Genomic DNA, 16,028 nt, shown 5'->3' on the forward strand with positions numbered 1-16,028 from the left:
CACCCCTTGACGCAGCCGCCGGACATTGTCACATTCATCAGTGTCACGTTACGGGCACGTAGCGCACACGGCAGGGAACGGACGGTGGCATGACCGGCTCGACCATGGCAGTGCAGGACACCAACACCCCGGAGCTGCGCGGGTTCAGAGAAGTCCAGCGCCTGGCCTATGCCTGCGCGGAGGCGGTCGCCGGTCAGCTGCGGTCGGGGGTGACCGAGCGCGAGGCGGCCCGGATGCAGCGCGTGTGGCTGCGCGAGCGCGGTGTGCGCGACTGGTTCCACCTCCCGTTCGCCTGGTTCGGGGACCGCACGGCGTTCGCCGGTTTCAAGGTGCCGCTGCAGTTCTTCCCGACCGACCGGAAGCTGGAGCCGGGCATGCCGTTCATCCTCGACATGGCCCCGGTCTACAAGGGGTTCACCGCCGATGTCGGGTATGCGGGATGCCTCGGCCTCAATCCGCTGCACGACCGGCTGCTGGCCGATCTGGAGGCGCACCGCGAGCTGATCCTGCGGGAGGTGCGCGAGCGCCGTTCGCTGCGCGAGATCTACGAGGACGTCGAACGCCTCATGACCGCACAGGGATACGCGAACCGGCACCGGGCCTACCCCTTCGGTGTGATCGCCCACAAGGTCGACCGGGTCGCCGAACGCCGTTGGTCGCCCCGGGTGTTCGGCTTCGGCACCCAGGCCCTCAAGGGCCTCGTGAGTGACGCGCTGCACGGCCACCGGGACGGCTGGTCGCCGCTGTGGAGCCCCTACCGCTTCTCCGACCACCCGCCGCAGCCGGGCCTGTGGGCGGTCGAACCCCACCTCGGATTCCGGGGTACGGGCGCGAAGTTCGAGGAGATCCTGGTCGTCACCGACTCCAAGGACCCGGAGCAGAGCGCTTTCTGGCTGGACGACGATCTGCCGCACGTGCGGCGCTGGGCCGAGGAGAAGGTGGCGGCGTGAATCTGTCTCAAGCGCGGGAGCGACGCGTGTCCACGGGAGGCGTCGAGCTGTGCGTCGCCGAGCTGGGCGACGCGGGCCGGCCGACGGTGGTGCTCGTCCACGGCTATCCGGACAGCAAGGAGGTCTGGTCGGACGTCGCCGTGCGGCTGGCCGAACACTGGCACGTGGTGCTGTACGACGTGCGGGGGCACGGCAGGTCAACCGCCCCGAAACCCCTGCGCGGCGGCTTCACCCTGGAGAAGCTGACCGACGACTTCCTCGCCGTGATCGACACGGTCAGCCCGGACCGGCCGGTGCACGTGGTGGGTCACGACTGGGGGTCCGTCCAGGCCTGGGAGTTCGTCACGGTCGGCCGGACCGAGGGCAGGATCGCCTCCTTCACCTCGATGTCCGGGCCGTCCCTGGACCACTTCGGGCACTGGATCAAGCGCCGGATGACCCGCCCCACCCCGCGCAAGGTGGGCCAACTGCTCGGCCAGGGTGCGAAGTCCTGGTACGTGTACATGCTCCACACGCCGGTCCTGCCGGAGCTGGCCTGGCGCGGGCCGCTCGGCAAGCGCTGGCCGGGAATCCTGGAGCGGCTGGAGAAGGTGCCCGCGGGCGACTACCCCACCGCCTCCCTGCCCGACGACGCGGCGCACGGCGCCTGGCTCTACCGCGACAACGTCCGCGCCCGGCTGAGCAGGCCCCGCCCGGACGCCTACGCCCACGCACCGGTCCAGCTGATCACGCCGACCGGGGACTCCTTCCTCTCCGAGCGGCTCTACGACGGTCTCGAGGACTGGGCCCCCCGGCTGGTACGCCGCTCGATCCCGGCCAAGCACTGGGTGCCCCGCACCCGGCCGGACCAGCTCGCTTCCTGGATCGACGAGTTCGTCACGGCGAACGAGTCCGGTGGGCGGGACGGCGGGCCCGTGCAGCAGTCGGTGGCGCAGAGCCCCTACGCACAGCGGTTCGGCGGTCAGCTGGTCCTGGTGACGGGCGCGGCCTCCGGGATCGGGCGGGCCACGGCGTTCGCGTTCGCCGAGGCGGGCGCCCGGATCGTGGCCGTGGACCGGGACGCGGAGGGGGCGGCCCGGACCGCGGAGATGGCGCGGCTGATCGGGGCGCCCGCGGCCTGGGGCGAGGCGGTCGACGTCAGCGACGAGGCCGCGATGGAGAAGCTCGCCGCCCGGGTCGCCGCCGAGTACGGCATCGTCGACGTCCTGGTCAACAACGCCGGGATCGGACTGTCCGGCTCCTTCCTGGAGACCACGAGCGAGGAGTGGAAGAAGGTCCTCGACGTCAATCTGTGGGGGGTCATCCACGGCTGCCGGATCTTCGGCAAGCAGATGGCGGACCGCGGCCAGGGCGGCCACATCGTCAACACCGCGTCGGCCGCCGCCTTCCAGCCCTCCCGGGTGCTGCCCGCGTACAGCACGTCGAAGGCGGCCGTGCTGATGCTCAGCGAGTGTCTGCGGGCCGAGCTGGCGGAGAAGTCGATCGGGGTCAGCGCGATATGCCCCGGCATCGTCAACACCAACATCACCGCCACCGCGCGCTTCGCGGGGGCCGACGCGGCGGAGGAGGAGCGGCTGCGGAAGCGGTCGAGCCGGCTCTACGGGCGGCGCAACTACCCGCCGGAGAAGGTCGCCGAAGCGATCCTGCGTGCGGTCGTGCGCAACCAGGCCGTTGTCCCGGTGACCCCGGAGGCGCGTGGCGCCCGGCTGCTGTCCCGGCTGAGCCCGGGGGCCCTGCGCTCCGTCGCCCGGCTGAAGCCGCCGCTGTGAGCGGCGCGGGGCCGAGGTCCGGGGCGTCGTCGGCCGAGGGCCGGGAGGCGGCCGGGCAGCGGGAGGCGGCCGAGTACCGGGCAGCGGTCGAGTACCGGATCGAGGACCTGGCCCATGCCAGCGGGGCCACGGTGCGCACGATCCGCGCCTATCAGGACCGGGGGCTGCTGCCGACGCCCGAGCGGCGCGGTCGGGCCAATGTGTACCGGGAGACCCATCTGGCCCGGTTGCGGCAGATCGCGGACCTGCTCGACCGGGGCTACACCCTGGCCAGCATCAAGGAGCTGCTGGAGGCGTGGGACGCGGGAAGGGGGCTCGGCGGGGTGCTCGGGCTCGTCGCGGAGGTGCACGGCCCGTGGACGGACGAGGAGGCCGACCGGATCAGCCGCCGGGAGCTGGACGCGAGGTTCGGCGGCCGGCAGGACGACGAGGCCATCGCCGAGGCGGTGGAGCTCGGCGTGCTGGAGCGGGTGCCGGGGCGGGACGACGAGTTCCTCGTCCCCAGCCCGCAGGAGCTGGCGGTGGCCGTCGAGTTGTACGCGGCGGGCGTGCCGCTGACGGCAATCTCCGGTCATCTGCGGGAGCTTCGCGGCCAGGTGGAGCACATAGCCTCCCGTTTCCTGGAGTTCACCACCGAGCATGTATTCGCCCGCTATCTCGGCCACCGGCCGCCCACCGACTCCGACGCGGCCGAGGCGGCGTCCCTGGTACGGCGGCTGCGGCCGCTCGCCCAGCAGACGGTGGACGCCGAACTGGCCCGCGCCATGAGGACGTTCGCCACCCGGCACCTGCACCACCACCTCGGCGCCGAGGAGACCGCGATCGCGGAGAACGCGACCCGCCCGGTGCTGCTCCCGGCCCGGACAACACAGGCCGTGCGGGCACTGGTTGGCGCCGAGCAGGTGGCCGCTTTTGTGGCCGCCGCCACCGAACGGGAGGTGCAGGCACGCACCTTGGACGACCTCACGGCAACTCACGCCAAAGCGGACGAAATTGACAAAAGCTCTTAAATGCCAGGCTAGTTGTCCACAGAATTGTCAAATAGCTTGTGGATAAGTCAAGTTGGCTGTGGATCAAACCTGACGGAGGAGAAAAGCCGAAGAAGCGAAGAAGAACGACTGCCCGACGATACGACGAGTCGAAATACGGATGCACCGACAAGCCCACCCGGGCACTCTGACGCCATGGACGAACGTCGCACCGTCAAGGTGTCCAAGTACCTCTCGAAGCATCTGCGGCACCAGCCGGAACGCATCGGCCTCATCCTCGACGACCACGGCTGGGTGGCGGTCGAGGAACTGCTGCGCGCCGCGGCCAGGCACGGATTCCCGCTGTCGCGCGCCGAGCTCGACCACGCCGTCGCCACCAACGACAAGCGGCGCTTCACCGTCGAGAGCGGTGCCGGAAACGGCGCCGGGGGCGACCGCATCCGCGCCAACCAGGGCCACACCGTCACCGTCGACCTGGACCTGCCGCCGACCGAACCGCCCGCGTACCTCTACCACGGCACGGTCGCCCGGGTGATGGACGCGATCCGGGCCGAGGGCCTGCGCCCCATGACCCGCCACCACGTCCACCTCTCGCCTGACCGGGAGACGGCCACCCGGGTCGGCGCCCGCCGCGGCCGCCCCCTCGTCCTCACCGTGGACGCGGGCGCGATGCACCGCGCCGGCCATGTCTTCCGGGTCAGCGCCAACGGGGTCTGGCTCGCCGACGCCGTACCCCCGCAGTTCCTGCTCCTGCGCGCCTGAGGGCCGCAGGAGCAGCGGCCGGGGGGCGGGTTACGCCAGCTGAGCGGGCGCCTCCGTCGCGATGCGCTCGAAGACCTCCGGGTCGACGTCGAAGACCGAGTCCGGAATCGGGGCGTGGATGACGATCTCGGTGAAGCCCAGCTCCCCGTGGCGCCCCGCGAAGTCGACGAAGGCGTCCACGGACTCCAGCGGAGCCGTGCGGTCCGGGGTGAACCCCGTCAGCAGGATCCGGTCCGGCTCGCCGGCGTCCCGGCCGATCTCCGCGCAGGCCGCCGTGAACTTCTCGTTCTGCGCCTGCAGCGCGGCCCGCGACTCCTCCGGGGTGCCGTTCTCGTACAGCTTCGGGTCGCCGGTGGTGACCCACGCCTGCCCGTGGCGGGCGGCGAGCTTCAGCCCGCGCGGCCCGGTCGCGGCGATTGCGAAGGGCAGCCGGGGACGCTGGACGCAGCCGGGGATGTTGCGGGCCTCCAGCGCGGTGTAGTGCGTCCCTCGATCGGTCACCGCGTCCTCGGTGAGCAGCCGGTCCAGGAGGGGCACGAACTCCGCGAACCGGTCGGCGCGTTCGCGCGGGGTCCAGGCCTCCTGCCCCAGAGCGGTGGCGTCGAAGCCGCTGCCGCCGGCGCCGATACCGAGGGTGACCCGGCCGCCCGAGATGTCGTCCAGGGAGATCAACTCCTTGGCCAGCGTCACGGGGTGGCGGAAGTTCGGCGAGGTCACGAGGGTGCCGAGACGCAGGCGTTCGGTGACCGTCGCCGCGGCGGTGAGCGTGGGCAGCGCCCCGAACCACGGGCCGTCCCGGAAGGTCCGCCAGGACAGGTGGTCGTAGGTGTAGGCGGTGTGGAAACCGAGCTCTTCGGCACGCTGCCAGCTCTTCTGCCCTTCGGCCCACCGGTGGATGGGGAGGATCACCGTACTCAGACGCATGCCCCCGACGATACGCGGGCTGCCCGCCGCCCCGGACATGCCGCCGGAACGGTGGCCGGAGCGGGGTCATATCATCGGTGGGTTTGCCGGACGCCGCGACGGTCCTCACGCACTTCAGGAAAGCCGCGGCCGAACGCGGCGGACTCCTTGACGCGGGCAGGACGAACTGAGGGAACAGCCGATGGCCGGTACCGACGAGACCGACACCACCCCGCCGCGGCGCTCCCCGTTGCGGAGACTCCTGCGCAGCCGCACCGCCCGTACCGTCACCGTCGCCGGCGTGATCGGCGCGCTGCTCGGCGCCGGGGTCGTGGCCTGGCGGACGGACACACTGCCGCTCGTCGGGCCCCGGCCGTGCTGGGACTCCCTCGACGACTCGGCCATGACAGCTCTCTTCGCCGACCGCAGGACCGAGGTCGAGGAACAGCGACTGCGGCCCGACCCGCAGGGCAACAGGCTCACCTACGGGAACTGCCGGATCACGAGCTACGGCACGGGCAGCGGCGAGGAGAGGGCCGTCCGGCAGGTCACCGTGAACGTCCGCAGGCTGGACTCGCTCTTCGGCACCGACAGCCGCAAGTGGCCCGCGGAGTTCCTCGCCGCGAACATGGCACCCCTGGGAGACGGCCTGCCCGGCATGGCTTCTGGGCTGCGCGCCTGGATAGCCCTGCCGCAGAGCTGCACCGGAGGCGGGGACAGCGGCCCGGCCGTGATCGACGCGGGACGGGGACAGCCGGGTCTGGACCTCGACTCGGCGTACGACCCGGCCGAGCGGGCCGCGCTCGGCCGCGCGGTGGTGGCGGTGGCGAACGGCGTCATGCGTGACTTCGGCTGCGACGGCTCCTACCCCGCTCCCGCGGAGACGGCCGACCCCGTCGACTGGGCCGACGCCGATTCCCGGAAGTTCTGCGGGATCGAGGAGTTCGTCCTGCCCGCCCACCGCGAACTGCTGACCACTACCCGCACGGTGGCCGGTGACGGCGGCCCCGCCCGGGTCTGCGAGGCCTCCTACGACCGTGGCCGGACGTCCGCCCGGTTCACCACCGTGGTCGAACCACTCACCGCGAACATCTTCACGGGGGATCTGCTCGACGGTGGGCCACGGATCAAGGGCACCAAGGGGTACGGAACACTCAACGCCACCCGTGCCGTCTACCAGGCCTCATGCAAGGGCGGGAAGGTGGTCTTCATGGTGGAGCAGCTGAAGTACTTGGGGTCGTCCGCCGCCGCCTCCTTCACCCGTGACCTTCTGCCCGCCTACGTCGCCGCCGAGGCCCGGCGGATCGGCTGCGGGCCCGAGAAGGTCGCCCTGCCGAAGGAGTGACCTCCGCCCCTCCCGATGGCTGTTGCCATATGCCAGAGGGATTTTTCGCCGTTCAGGAGCGGACCCACTCACATGTGCGCCCCTCCGCACGCCCGTGCACGCTTGTGGGCGAGAATGGCCCGGTGACCTCAGTGACCGATGCGCCTCTCCCCGCCGTGACCCGGCTGATCGCCACCGACCTCGACGGCACCCTGCTGCGCGACGACAAGACGCTGTCCGCGCGCACGGTCGCGGCCCTCGCGGCGGCCGAGGAGGCCGGCGTCGAGGTCTTCTTCGTCACCGGCAGGCCGGCCCGCTGGATGGACGTCGTACGGAGCCATGTCCAGAGCCACGGCACGGCGATCTGCGCCAACGGCGCCGTGGTCACCGATCTGCGGACGGACGGCGACCTCCTCTCCGTACGCGCGCTGGAGCGCGGTGCCGCCCTGCACGTCGTGCGCACGCTGCGCGAAGTGGCCCCCGGCACCTCCTTCGCCGTCGAGCTGACCACCGGCATCAACTACGAACCGGCCTACCCGCCCTTCCACCTGGACCCGGGCGCCACGGTGGCCATCGCCGAGAAGCTGCTGCACGAGGACGCCCCGGGCACCGGCGCGCCCGTGCTGAAGCTGCTGGCCCACCACACCGAGCTGGCGCCCGACGCGTTCCTCGACCTGGCCCGTACGGCGGTCGGCGACCGGGCCGCCATCACTCGCTCCAGCCCCTCCGCACTCCTGGAGGTCAGCGGGCTCGGCGTCTCCAAGGCCACCACGCTCGCCGCCTGTTGCGCCGAACGCGGCATCGCGCCCGCCGAGGTGGTCGCCTTCGGCGACATGCCCAACGACGTCGAGATGCTCAGCTGGGCCGGGGCCTCCTTCGCGATGGGCAACGCCCATCCGGACGCGCTGGCCGCCGCCTCGGGCCGGACCGCGACCAACGAGGAGGACGGGGTGGCCCTCGTCATCGAGCGGATCCTCGCCGCCCGGGCGGAAGCCCGCACAGAGGCCCGCTGAAACCTTTCGGCACACCCCGGGGGCGAGCCCCGTCTGAGGCCCCCGCCCTCACAGCGGCGCCTCCCACACCACCGTCGTACCGCCGCCGTCCTCCCCGATCCCCGCCTCCAGCCGGCTCGACCCGCCCAGGGACTCGGCCCGGCGGGCCAGATTGCGCAGCCCGCTGCGGCGGCCGCCCTCCGGGACGCCCACCCCGTCGTCGGCGACCGAGAGCCGCACCGCGCCCCGCCCGTCCGGCAGGGTCACCGTCGCGTCGACGACCACGTCGATCAGCGACGCCTCCGCGTGCCGGAACGCGTTGGAGAGGGCCTCGCGCAACGCGGCGACCAGGTTCTTGCCGGTCAGCTCGCCGACCAGCGAGTCCACCGGGCCCAGGAAGCGGTGCGCGGGCTTGAAGCCGAGCGGGACGGCCGCCATGTTGATCTCCCGCAGGACGCGGGTGCGCAGCCCCGAGGGAGCCTCGGCCGGCTCCTGCTGAAGCGCGAAGATCGCCGTACGGATCTCCTGGATCGTCACGTCCAGCTCGTCGACCGCCCGGCCGACACCGGTCCGCACCTCGGGCACCACCGACCGGCGCTGGGCGCTCTCCAGCATCATCCCGGTGGCGAACAGCCGCTGGATGACCAGGTCGTGGAGGTCGCGGGCGATCCGGTCGCGGTCCTCGTACACCGCGAGCCGCTCCCGGTCCCGCTGCGCCTCGGCCATCATCAGCGCGAGCGCCGCCTGGGAGGCGAACTGCGTGGCGAGCGTCCGCTCGGCCTCCGTGAACGGGCGTGCGCCCCGGAGCCTCGGGGTGGCCAGCGCGCCGAGCACCCGGCCGCCGCTGTGCAGCGGCAGCATCATGCTGGGACCGAACCGGTCGGCCAGCCTGGTGATCATCCGGCCGTCGGTGGCCGCGTCGTCGATGAACACCGCCTCCCCCGCGAGGAGTTTCGCCACCACCGCGCTCCGGGCCGGGATGATCACCCCGAGCGAGGACGAGGGGTCGTCGGACGACACGGCGACGATCTCCAGGCCGCCCTCCCCGGCGGGCAGCAGCACGATCCCGGCTGCGGCGTCAGCGAGGCGGCGGGCCTGTTCCGCGACCACCGACAGCGCCTCGTCGGCGTCCCCGCCCGACAGGAGCGCCGTGGTGACCGCGACCGAACCGTCGATCCAGTGCTCCCGCTGCCGCGCCGCCTCGTACAGCCGGGCGTTGCCGATGGCGATCCCGGCCTCCGTCGCGAGCACCCGGACCATGTGCAGGTCGTAGTCGCTGAACTCCGCGCCGCCGTGCTTCTCGGTGAGGTACAGATTGCCGAAGATCTCCCCCTGGACCCGGATCGGCACCCCCAGGAAGGACCGCATCCGGGGGTGCCCCGCCGGAAACCCGGCGGACCGCGGATCGGTGGACAGATCGGCCAGCCGGACCGGTGCGGGGTCGTGGATCAGCGCGCCGAGCAGACCCCGGTGGCCGTCCGGCCGTCGCCCGATCTCCTCGGCCACCTCCTGCGGAACGCCGTACGTGACGAAGTCCGACAGGCCCTCGCCCAGCTCGTCGACGACGCCGATGGCCGCGTACCGGGCGTGGGCCAGCTCGGCGGCCGTCTCGCAGATCCGGTCCAGGGTGGAGTGCAGTTCCAGCCCCGCGCCGACGGAACGCATCGCCTCCAAGAGCTGCGGCACCCGCGCGGTCAGCTCGGTGGACAGCCCCTGGAGGCTGCGGGTGGCCCGGGTCGCGGCGTCGAGGGAGTCCTTCGGGTCGGGCTCTGCCATGGCCCGAGCCTAGTTAGTGCCGATAGGGGGCGAAAGTCGAGAATGTACGGGATGACCGGAACGGCGGCGGCCGCCCGACGTCCGGTCCGCGTCCCCCACGGTCCTACGCCCCCGCCCCCGCCGTCTCTCGTTCGCGCTCCAGCATGCGGCGCAGCGGACCGTCCTCGGCCGCGAGTTCGGCGTACGGTCCGCGCTGCACGACCCGGCCCGCGTCCAGCACCAGCACCTCGTCGACCGTCTCCAGGCCGGTCAGCCGGTGGGTGATCAGGACCGTCGCACAGCCCCGGGTCGCGTCCAGCAGATCGGCGGTGAGGGCGTCGGCGGTCGGCAGGTCGAGGTGTTCGGCCGGCTCGTCCAGGACGAGGACGGGGAAGCCGGCGAGGAGCGCGCGGGCCAGGGCCAGGCGCTGACGCTGCCCGCCGGAGAGCCGGGCTCCGTGCTCGCCGACGGCCGTGTCGATGCCCTCCGGCAGGGCCAGCACCCAGTCCAGCAGCCGGGCCCGGGAGAGCGCGTCGCGCAGTTCGGCGTCGGTCGCCCCGGGGCGGGCCAGGCGGAGGTTCTCGCGGATCGTGCTGTCGAAGACGTGCGCGTCCTGGGCGCACAGCCCGACCGAGCGCCGGACGGTGTCCGACTCCAGCGCGGCCGCGTCGACGCCGCCGAGCCGGTACGTCCCCGACGAGGCGTCCAGGAAGCGCAGGAGGACCTGGGCGAGCGTCGTCTTGCCCGAGCCGGAGGGGCCCACGACCGCGATGCGCCGCCCTTGCGTCAGCGTCAGGTCGAGCGAGGCCAGTGCGTCGTGCCCGGCCCCCGGGTAGCGGGCGCTCAGCCCCCGAACCTCCAGCGGGAAGGGGGAGGCGGGCTCTTCGGCGGGAGCTTCGGGCTCCTGTACGGGTACGGGGGCGTCCAGCACCTCGAACACCCGCTCCGCGCTCCGGGCGACGCGGTGGCGGTACTGCACGGCGAGCGGCAGTCCGGCGACGGCCTCGAAGGCGGCGAGCGGGGTCAGCACCACCACGGCGAGGGCGACGCCGGACAGCCGGCCGTCGTTCACGGCGGGGACGGCGACGGACGCGGCGGCCACCACGGTGAGCCCGCAGACCAGGGCGGACAGACCGCCGCCCAGCGCCGTCGCCGCGGCGGCGCGGGAGGCGATCCGGGTCAGCAGCGTGTCGGCCGCGCGCAGCCGCTGCTGCCGGGCAGGCAGCGCTCCCGCGACCGTCAGTTCGGCGGTGCCGCCGAGGAGGTCGGTGACCCGGGTGGCCAGGGCGGCGCGGGCGGGCGCGAGCTGACGCTCCGTACGGCGGGCGCAGGCACCGCTGACGAGCGGGACGCCGACCCCGGCGACCAGCAGGCCCACCGCGAGGATGACGCCCGCCTCCGGGAGCAGCCAGCCGGTGAACCCGGCGGCCGCGGTCCCCACCACGACGGCGGTTCCCGCGGGCAGCAGCCAGCGCAGCCAGTAGTCCTGGAGCGCGTCCACATCCGCGACGAGCCGGGACAGCAGGTCCCCGCGGCGCGTGGTGCGCAGTCCGGCGGGGGCGATGCGTTCGAGACCCCGGTAGACGGCGACGCGCAGGCCGGCCAGGAGCTTCAGCACGGCGTCGTGCGAGACGAGCCGCTCGGCGTAACGGAACACCGCCCGGCCGATGCCGAAGGCGCGGGTCGCGGTGACCGCCATCATCAAGTACATGACCGGCGGCTCTTCGGAGGCCCGGGAGATCAGCCAGCCGGAGACCGCCATGAGCCCCACGGCCGACCCGACCGCGAGGCTGCCCAGCAGCAGGGCCAGGGCCAGCTGCCCGCGCTGTGCCCCGGCGGACGCGCGGACCCGGGCGAGCGCCCGTCCGGCCCGGCTGCCAGCCGGCTCGGGGGAGCCGGGGGACTCCATCGGGCGGGCGGTCGGCAGTTCTCCGCCCGCCAGGGGCTCGGGGACGGCGGGGCCGGGGACCGCGGGGTTCCGGGCCGGCTCTCCGTACGCCTCCGTACGGGCCTCGGCGCGCGGCTCCAGCGTGACCACCCGGTCGGCGACCGCCAGCAGCGCCGGGCGGTGCACCACCAGCAGCACGGTCCGCCCGGCGGCCAGCCTCCGTACGGCGTCGACGATGCCCGCCTCGCTCTCGCCGTCCAGGCTCGCGGTCGGCTCGTCGAGCAGCAGGAGCGGCCGGTCGGCGAGGAACGCCCGGGCGAGGGCGAGGCGCTGGCGCTGGCCCGCGGAGAGCCCGGCGCCGTCCTCGCCGAGCACGGTCAGCAGCCCGTCGGGCAGCGCGGCGACGAAGTCGTACGCGCCCGCGTCCCGCAGCGCCGCGACGACCGCCTCGTCGTCGGCGTCGGGCCGGGCGAGGCGGACGTTCTCGGCGACCGTGCCCGCGAAGAGGTGGGGGCGCTGGGGAACCCAGGCGATACGGCTCCGCCAGCGGTCCGGGTCCAGGGCGGCGAGGTCCCGGCCGCCGACCCGTACGCGCCCCTCGTCGGGGCGGGCGAAGCCCAGGACCACGTTGAGCAGGGTGGACTTGCCGACCCCGCTCGGGCCGACCAGGGCGACGGTCTCCCTCGGCTCCACGGTGAGCGACGCGGCGTCCAACGACGGTTCGGTGCGGCCCTCGTGGCGTACGGTCACGTCCGCCAGCTCCAGCCGCAGCGTGTCCGGGACGTCCTCGGTGCCCGAGGTCCGTGGCTCGGTCTCCAGGACCGCGAAGATCTCCTCGGCGGCCGAGAGCCCCTCGGCGGCCGCGTGGTACTGCGCCCCGACCTGGCGGATCGGCAGATACGCCTCCGGGGCCAGGATCAGGACCACCAGGCCGGTGTAGAGGTCGAGTTCGCCGTGGACGAGCCGCATGCCGATGGTGACGGCGACCAGGGCCACCGACAGCGTCGCCAGCAGCTCCAGGGCGAACGACGACAGGAAGGCGATCCGCAGCGTGCGCAGGGTGGCCCGGCGGTAGTCGGAGGTGATCGTGCGGATCGACTCGGCCTGGGCCTTGGCCCGCCCGAAGACCTTGAGGGTCGGCAGCCCGGCGACGACGTCCAGGAAGTGGCCGGAGAGCCGGGACAGCAGCTGCCACTGACGGTCCATCCGGGACTGGGTGGCCCAGCCGATGAGGATCATGAAGAGCGGGATGAGCGGCAGGGTGACCACGATGATCGCCGCCGACACCCAGTCCTCGGTGACGATCCGGGCGAGCACCGCCACCGGCACGACGACCGCGAGACCGAGCTGCGGGAGGTAGCGCGCGAAGTAGTCGTCGAGCGCGTCGATCCCCCGGGTCGCCAGCGCGACCAGCGAACCGGTGCGCTGTCCGCTCAGCCAGTCGGGCCCCAGCCGCGTGGCCCGCTCCAGGAGCCGGCCGCGCAGTTCGGACTTGACGGCCGCACTGGCGCGATGGGCGGCCAGTTCGGTGAGCCAGGCGACCAGCGCCCGCCCGAGTGCGACCGCGGCGAGCAGAAGAAGAGGGGTGCGCAGGTCGGTGACCGTGAGCCCGCGCTCGAAGCCGCCCACCACGATCTCGGCGATGAGCATCGCCTGGGCGATCACCAGCAGGGCGCCGACCAGACCGAGGGCCACCACGGCCGCCAGGAAGAGGCGGGTGGCGCGTGCGTGGTGGAGCAGACGCGGATCGATCGGTTTCACGTGAAACATCCCCCCGGCGGGGTCGGTGGCTCTGCGGGATCGAGAGCTGCCGCGAGCCGCGAGGCCCGCGGCAGCTCACCGGAGTCAGTGCGCGTCGGCGATGTGCTGGGTGCCGATGCGCTTGCGGAAGACCCAGTAGGTCCAGCCCTGGTAGAGCAGCACGACGGGCGTGGCGATGCCCGCACACCAGGTCATGATCTTGAGCGTGTACGGGCTGGACGAGGCGTTGGTGACCGTGAGGTTCCAGGCGTCGTTCAGCGAGGACGGCATGACGTTCGGGAAGAGCGTCAGGAAGAGCATCGCGACCGCCGCCGCGATCGTCACGCCCGAGAACGCGAACGACCAGCCCTCACGGCCCTTGGCGATGGCGCCGATCGCGGCCAGCAGCGCCACCACCGCCACGACCAGGGCCCCCAGGCTCCAGACGTCCCCGTTCTCGGCCTGCGTCCAGAGCAGGAAGCCCAGCGCGAGCACCGCGGTGACCGGCCCCAGCTTCAGGGCCAGGGCACGGGCCCGGACCCGGATGTCGCCCGCCGTCTTGAGGCCGGCGAACACCGCCCCGTGGAAGGTGAAGAGGGTGAGCGTGACGAGGCCGCCGAGGATCGCGTACGGGTTGAGGAGGTCCCAGAAGTTGCCGACGTACTCCATGTCGGCGTCGATCTTCACGCCTCGGACGATGTTCCCGAACGCCACCCCCCACAGCACCGCGGGGATCAGGGAGGTCCAGAAGATCGCGGTCTCCCAGTTCGTCTGCCACCGCTCCTCGGGCCGCTTGGCGCGGTACTCGAAGGCGACGCCCCGCACGATCAGGCAGAACAGGATGATCAGCAGCGGCAGGTAGAAGCCGGAGAAGAGGGTGGCGTACCACTCGGGGAAGGCGGCGAAGGTCGCGCCGCCCGCACTGAGCAGCCAGACCTCGTTGCCGTCCCAGACGGGCCCGATCGTGTTGATCAGGACCCGCTTCTCCTTGCGGTCGCGGGCCAGCAGCTTGGTGAGGACCCCGATGCCGAAGTCGAACCCCTCCAGGAAGAAGTAGCCGGTCCAGAGGACGGCGATGAGCACGAACCAGACGTCGTGGAGTTCCATGTCTCAGCTCCTCTGCTCTCAGTACGAGAAGGCCATGGGCCGGTCGGCGTCGTCTTCGTCGTGGCCGCCGATCTTCGTGGGCGGGTTGAGGTCGTCCTCGGTGAGTTCCGGCGGCCCGGCCTTGATGTACTTCACGAGCAGCTTCACCTCGATCACGGCGAGCACCGCGTACAGCAGGGTGAAGACGACCATCGAGGTGATGACCTCGCCCTGCGAGACACCGGGGGAGACCCCCGCACGGGTCTGGAGCACCCCGTAGACCACCCACGGCTGGCGGCCCATCTCGGTGAAGATCCAGCCCCAGGAGTTGGCGATCAGCGGGAAGAGCAGCGTCCAGAGCGCGACGACCCAGTAGAGCTTGGTGAGCCGCGGGCTCAGCGCCTTGTTCTTGAACAGGACCAGATGCGGCACCTCGTCCTCACCGGTCCGCAGCGCCGGGGGCAGCAGGAACTTCTTCCGGGTCAGCCAGAGCCCCAGCAGGCCGAGGCCGAAGGAAGCCATCCCGAAGCCGATCATCCACCGGAAGCTCCAGAACGCGACCGGGATGTTGGGCCGGTAGTCGCCGGGCCCGTACTTCTCCTGCGACTCCTTGTTGATGTCGTTGATGCCCGGGACATAGGAGTTCGGGTCGTTGTTGGCGAGGAAGGACAGCACCCCGGGCAGCGAGATCTCCACGGAGTTGTGGCCCTCGCTGACGTCCCCGTACGCGAATATCGAGAAGGGCGCCCGCTCCTGGCCGTCCCACAGCGCCTCGGCGGCGGCCATCTTCATCGGCTGCTGCCGGAACATGACCTTGGCAAGGCTGTCGCCGCTGACGGCGGTGAGCAGTCCGGCGACCACCACGGTGATCAGCCCCAGCCGCAGCGAGGTCCGCATCACCGGGATGTGCTTCTTGCGCGCCAGGTGGAACGCGGCGATGCCGACCATGAAGGCCCCGCCGACCAGGAACGCCGCCGTGATGGTGTGGAAGAACTGGGTGACCGCGGTGTCCTGGGTGAGGACCCGCCAGAAGTCCGTGAGCTCGGCGCGGCCGCGCTCCTCGTTGATCCGGTAGCCGACCGGGTGCTGCATCCAGGAGTTGGCGGCCAGGATGAAGTAGGCGGAGAGGATCGTGCCGATCGAGACCATCCACATGCAGGCCAGGTGGATCTTCTTCGGCAGCTTGTCCCAGCCGAAGATCCACAGACCGATGAAGGTGGACTCGAAGAAGAAGGCGATCAGCGCCTCGAAGGCGAGCGGAGCACCGAAGACGTCGCCGACGAAGCGCGAGTAGTCGGACCAGTTCATCCCGAACTGGAACTCCTGGACGATGCCCGTGACCACGCCCATGGCGATGTTGATCAGGAACAGCTTGCCCCAGAACTTGGTCGCCCTGAGGTACTTCTCGTTCCCCGTCCGCACCCAGGCGGTCTGCAGGCCGGCGGTGAGCGCGGCGAGCGAGATCGTCAGCGGGACGAAGAGGAAGTGGTAGACGGTGGTGATGCCGAACTGCCATCGCGCCAGGGTCTCCGGCGCCAGAGCTAGATCCACGTCGTCAGTCTCCTTACATCGCCGTGGTCACACCGGCACTATGCCCCTTTGATCCCCCCGATTACGGGAGGAAGCGGGGCACGCTTGTGAACGCGTTCACATTCACAAGCAATTATGGCGCACACACTTTCGGAGCCTTCGCCGGGGGTACCCCTTTTCGGTCCGGCTGCCGGAAACAGGCCCCCGTCACCCACGCAAAGGGCCCCCGGCCCCGGGGGGGGGGGGGGGGGGGCCCCCCGGGGGCCGGGGGGGGGGGCGCGCGCCCCCCGCGGGGACAGGGCCCCCCCGGACCCCCCCCCCCCCCCCCCGGCCCGGTGAA

General features: G+C 72.1%; 11 protein-coding genes. 6 read left to right on the forward strand and 5 right to left on the reverse strand.

Annotated features, from left to right (window positions below):
• Positions 1 to 89: 89 nt before the first annotated feature.
• The 4 genes from JS521_RS01660 (at position 90) to JS521_RS01675 (ending at position 4,470) form a co-directional block, all read left to right on the forward strand.
• A complete protein-coding gene (locus tag JS521_RS01660; RefSeq protein ID WP_205080914.1) occupies positions 90 to 950 on the forward strand; it encodes a M24 family metallopeptidase in 861 nt (286 codons plus the stop codon).
• Complete coding sequence (locus JS521_RS01665) at positions 947 to 2,719, forward strand: SDR family oxidoreductase (protein ID WP_205080915.1); 1,773 nt, start codon at positions 947 to 949, stop codon at positions 2,717 to 2,719. The genes JS521_RS01660 and JS521_RS01665 overlap by 4 nt, the downstream gene beginning before the upstream one ends.
• Before the next feature lie 98 nt (positions 2,720 to 2,817).
• The gene (locus JS521_RS01670) at positions 2,818 to 3,729 is read left to right on the forward strand and encodes a MerR family transcriptional regulator (protein WP_205080964.1); all 912 of its coding nucleotides are present in this window, start codon (positions 2,818 to 2,820) and stop codon (positions 3,727 to 3,729) included.
• A 174-nt stretch (positions 3,730 to 3,903) separates the two neighbouring features.
• Entirely contained in the window at positions 3,904 to 4,470 is a 567-nt protein-coding gene (locus JS521_RS01675; RefSeq protein ID WP_205080916.1) for an RNA 2'-phosphotransferase, read from the forward strand.
• A 30-nt stretch (positions 4,471 to 4,500) separates the two neighbouring features.
• On the opposite strand, the gene JS521_RS01680 is transcribed toward JS521_RS01675, so the two are convergent.
• Entirely contained in the window at positions 4,501 to 5,394 is an 894-nt protein-coding gene (locus tag JS521_RS01680) for an LLM class flavin-dependent oxidoreductase (RefSeq protein ID WP_205080917.1), read from the reverse strand.
• A 181-nt stretch (positions 5,395 to 5,575) separates the two neighbouring features.
• Between JS521_RS01680 and JS521_RS01685 the strand changes: the two genes are divergently transcribed.
• Both JS521_RS01685 and JS521_RS01690 read left to right on the forward strand, forming a co-directional pair.
• Positions 5,576 to 6,718: a hypothetical protein gene (locus tag JS521_RS01685; RefSeq protein ID WP_205080918.1), complete on the forward strand. Its 1,143-nt coding sequence runs from the start codon at positions 5,576 to 5,578 to the stop codon at positions 6,716 to 6,718.
• A 122-nt stretch (positions 6,719 to 6,840) separates the two neighbouring features.
• Positions 6,841 to 7,710, forward strand: a complete 870-nt coding sequence (locus JS521_RS01690) for an HAD hydrolase family protein (protein ID WP_307847734.1) — start codon at positions 6,841 to 6,843, stop codon at positions 7,708 to 7,710.
• A 48-nt stretch (positions 7,711 to 7,758) separates the two neighbouring features.
• Here the strand turns inward: JS521_RS01690 and JS521_RS01695 are convergent, their stop codons facing one another.
• From JS521_RS01695 to JS521_RS01710, 4 genes are all read right to left on the reverse strand, one after another.
• Entirely contained in the window at positions 7,759 to 9,465 is a 1,707-nt protein-coding gene (locus JS521_RS01695) for a GAF domain-containing sensor histidine kinase (protein WP_205080920.1), read from the reverse strand.
• Positions 9,466 to 9,568: 103 nt separating this feature from the next.
• On the reverse strand, positions 9,569 to 13,093 hold the full coding sequence (cydD, locus tag JS521_RS01700; RefSeq protein ID WP_205080921.1) for a thiol reductant ABC exporter subunit CydD: 3,525 nt from the start codon (positions 13,091 to 13,093) through the stop codon (positions 9,569 to 9,571).
• Positions 13,094 to 13,177: 84 nt separating this feature from the next.
• Positions 13,178 to 14,179 (reverse strand): cytochrome d ubiquinol oxidase subunit II, encoded by a 1,002-nt coding sequence (gene cydB, locus JS521_RS01705; RefSeq protein WP_205080922.1) that lies wholly within the window; start codon positions 14,177 to 14,179, stop codon positions 13,178 to 13,180.
• A gap of 18 nt (positions 14,180 to 14,197) precedes the next feature.
• A complete protein-coding gene (locus tag JS521_RS01710; RefSeq protein ID WP_205080923.1) occupies positions 14,198 to 15,709 on the reverse strand; it encodes a cytochrome ubiquinol oxidase subunit I in 1,512 nt (503 codons plus the stop codon).
• Positions 15,710 to 16,028 lie beyond the last annotated feature (319 nt).

Origin of the sequence: Streptomyces durocortorensis, assembly GCF_016901035.1 — a bacterium.
Lineage (GTDB): Bacteria > Actinomycetota > Actinomycetes > Streptomycetales > Streptomycetaceae > Streptomyces > Streptomyces durocortorensis.

Bases quoted from the DNA above. Each gene is read 5' to 3' on its own strand.
- JS521_RS01675 (WP_205080916.1), top strand. From the start codon at position 3,904: ATGGACGAACGTCGCACCGTCAAGGTGTCCAAGTACCTCTCGAAGCAT.
- JS521_RS01680 (WP_205080917.1), bottom strand. From the start codon at position 5,394: ATGCGTCTGAGTACGGTGATCCTCCCCATCCACCGGTGGGCCGAAGGG.
- cydB (WP_205080922.1), bottom strand. From the start codon at position 14,179: ATGGAACTCCACGACGTCTGGTTCGTGCTCATCGCCGTCCTCTGGACC.
- JS521_RS01685 (WP_205080918.1), top strand. From the start codon at position 5,576: ATGGCCGGTACCGACGAGACCGACACCACCCCGCCGCGGCGCTCCCCG.
- JS521_RS01660 (WP_205080914.1), top strand. From the start codon at position 90: ATGACCGGCTCGACCATGGCAGTGCAGGACACCAACACCCCGGAGCTG.
- JS521_RS01695 (WP_205080920.1), bottom strand. From the start codon at position 9,465: ATGGCAGAGCCCGACCCGAAGGACTCCCTCGACGCCGCGACCCGGGCC.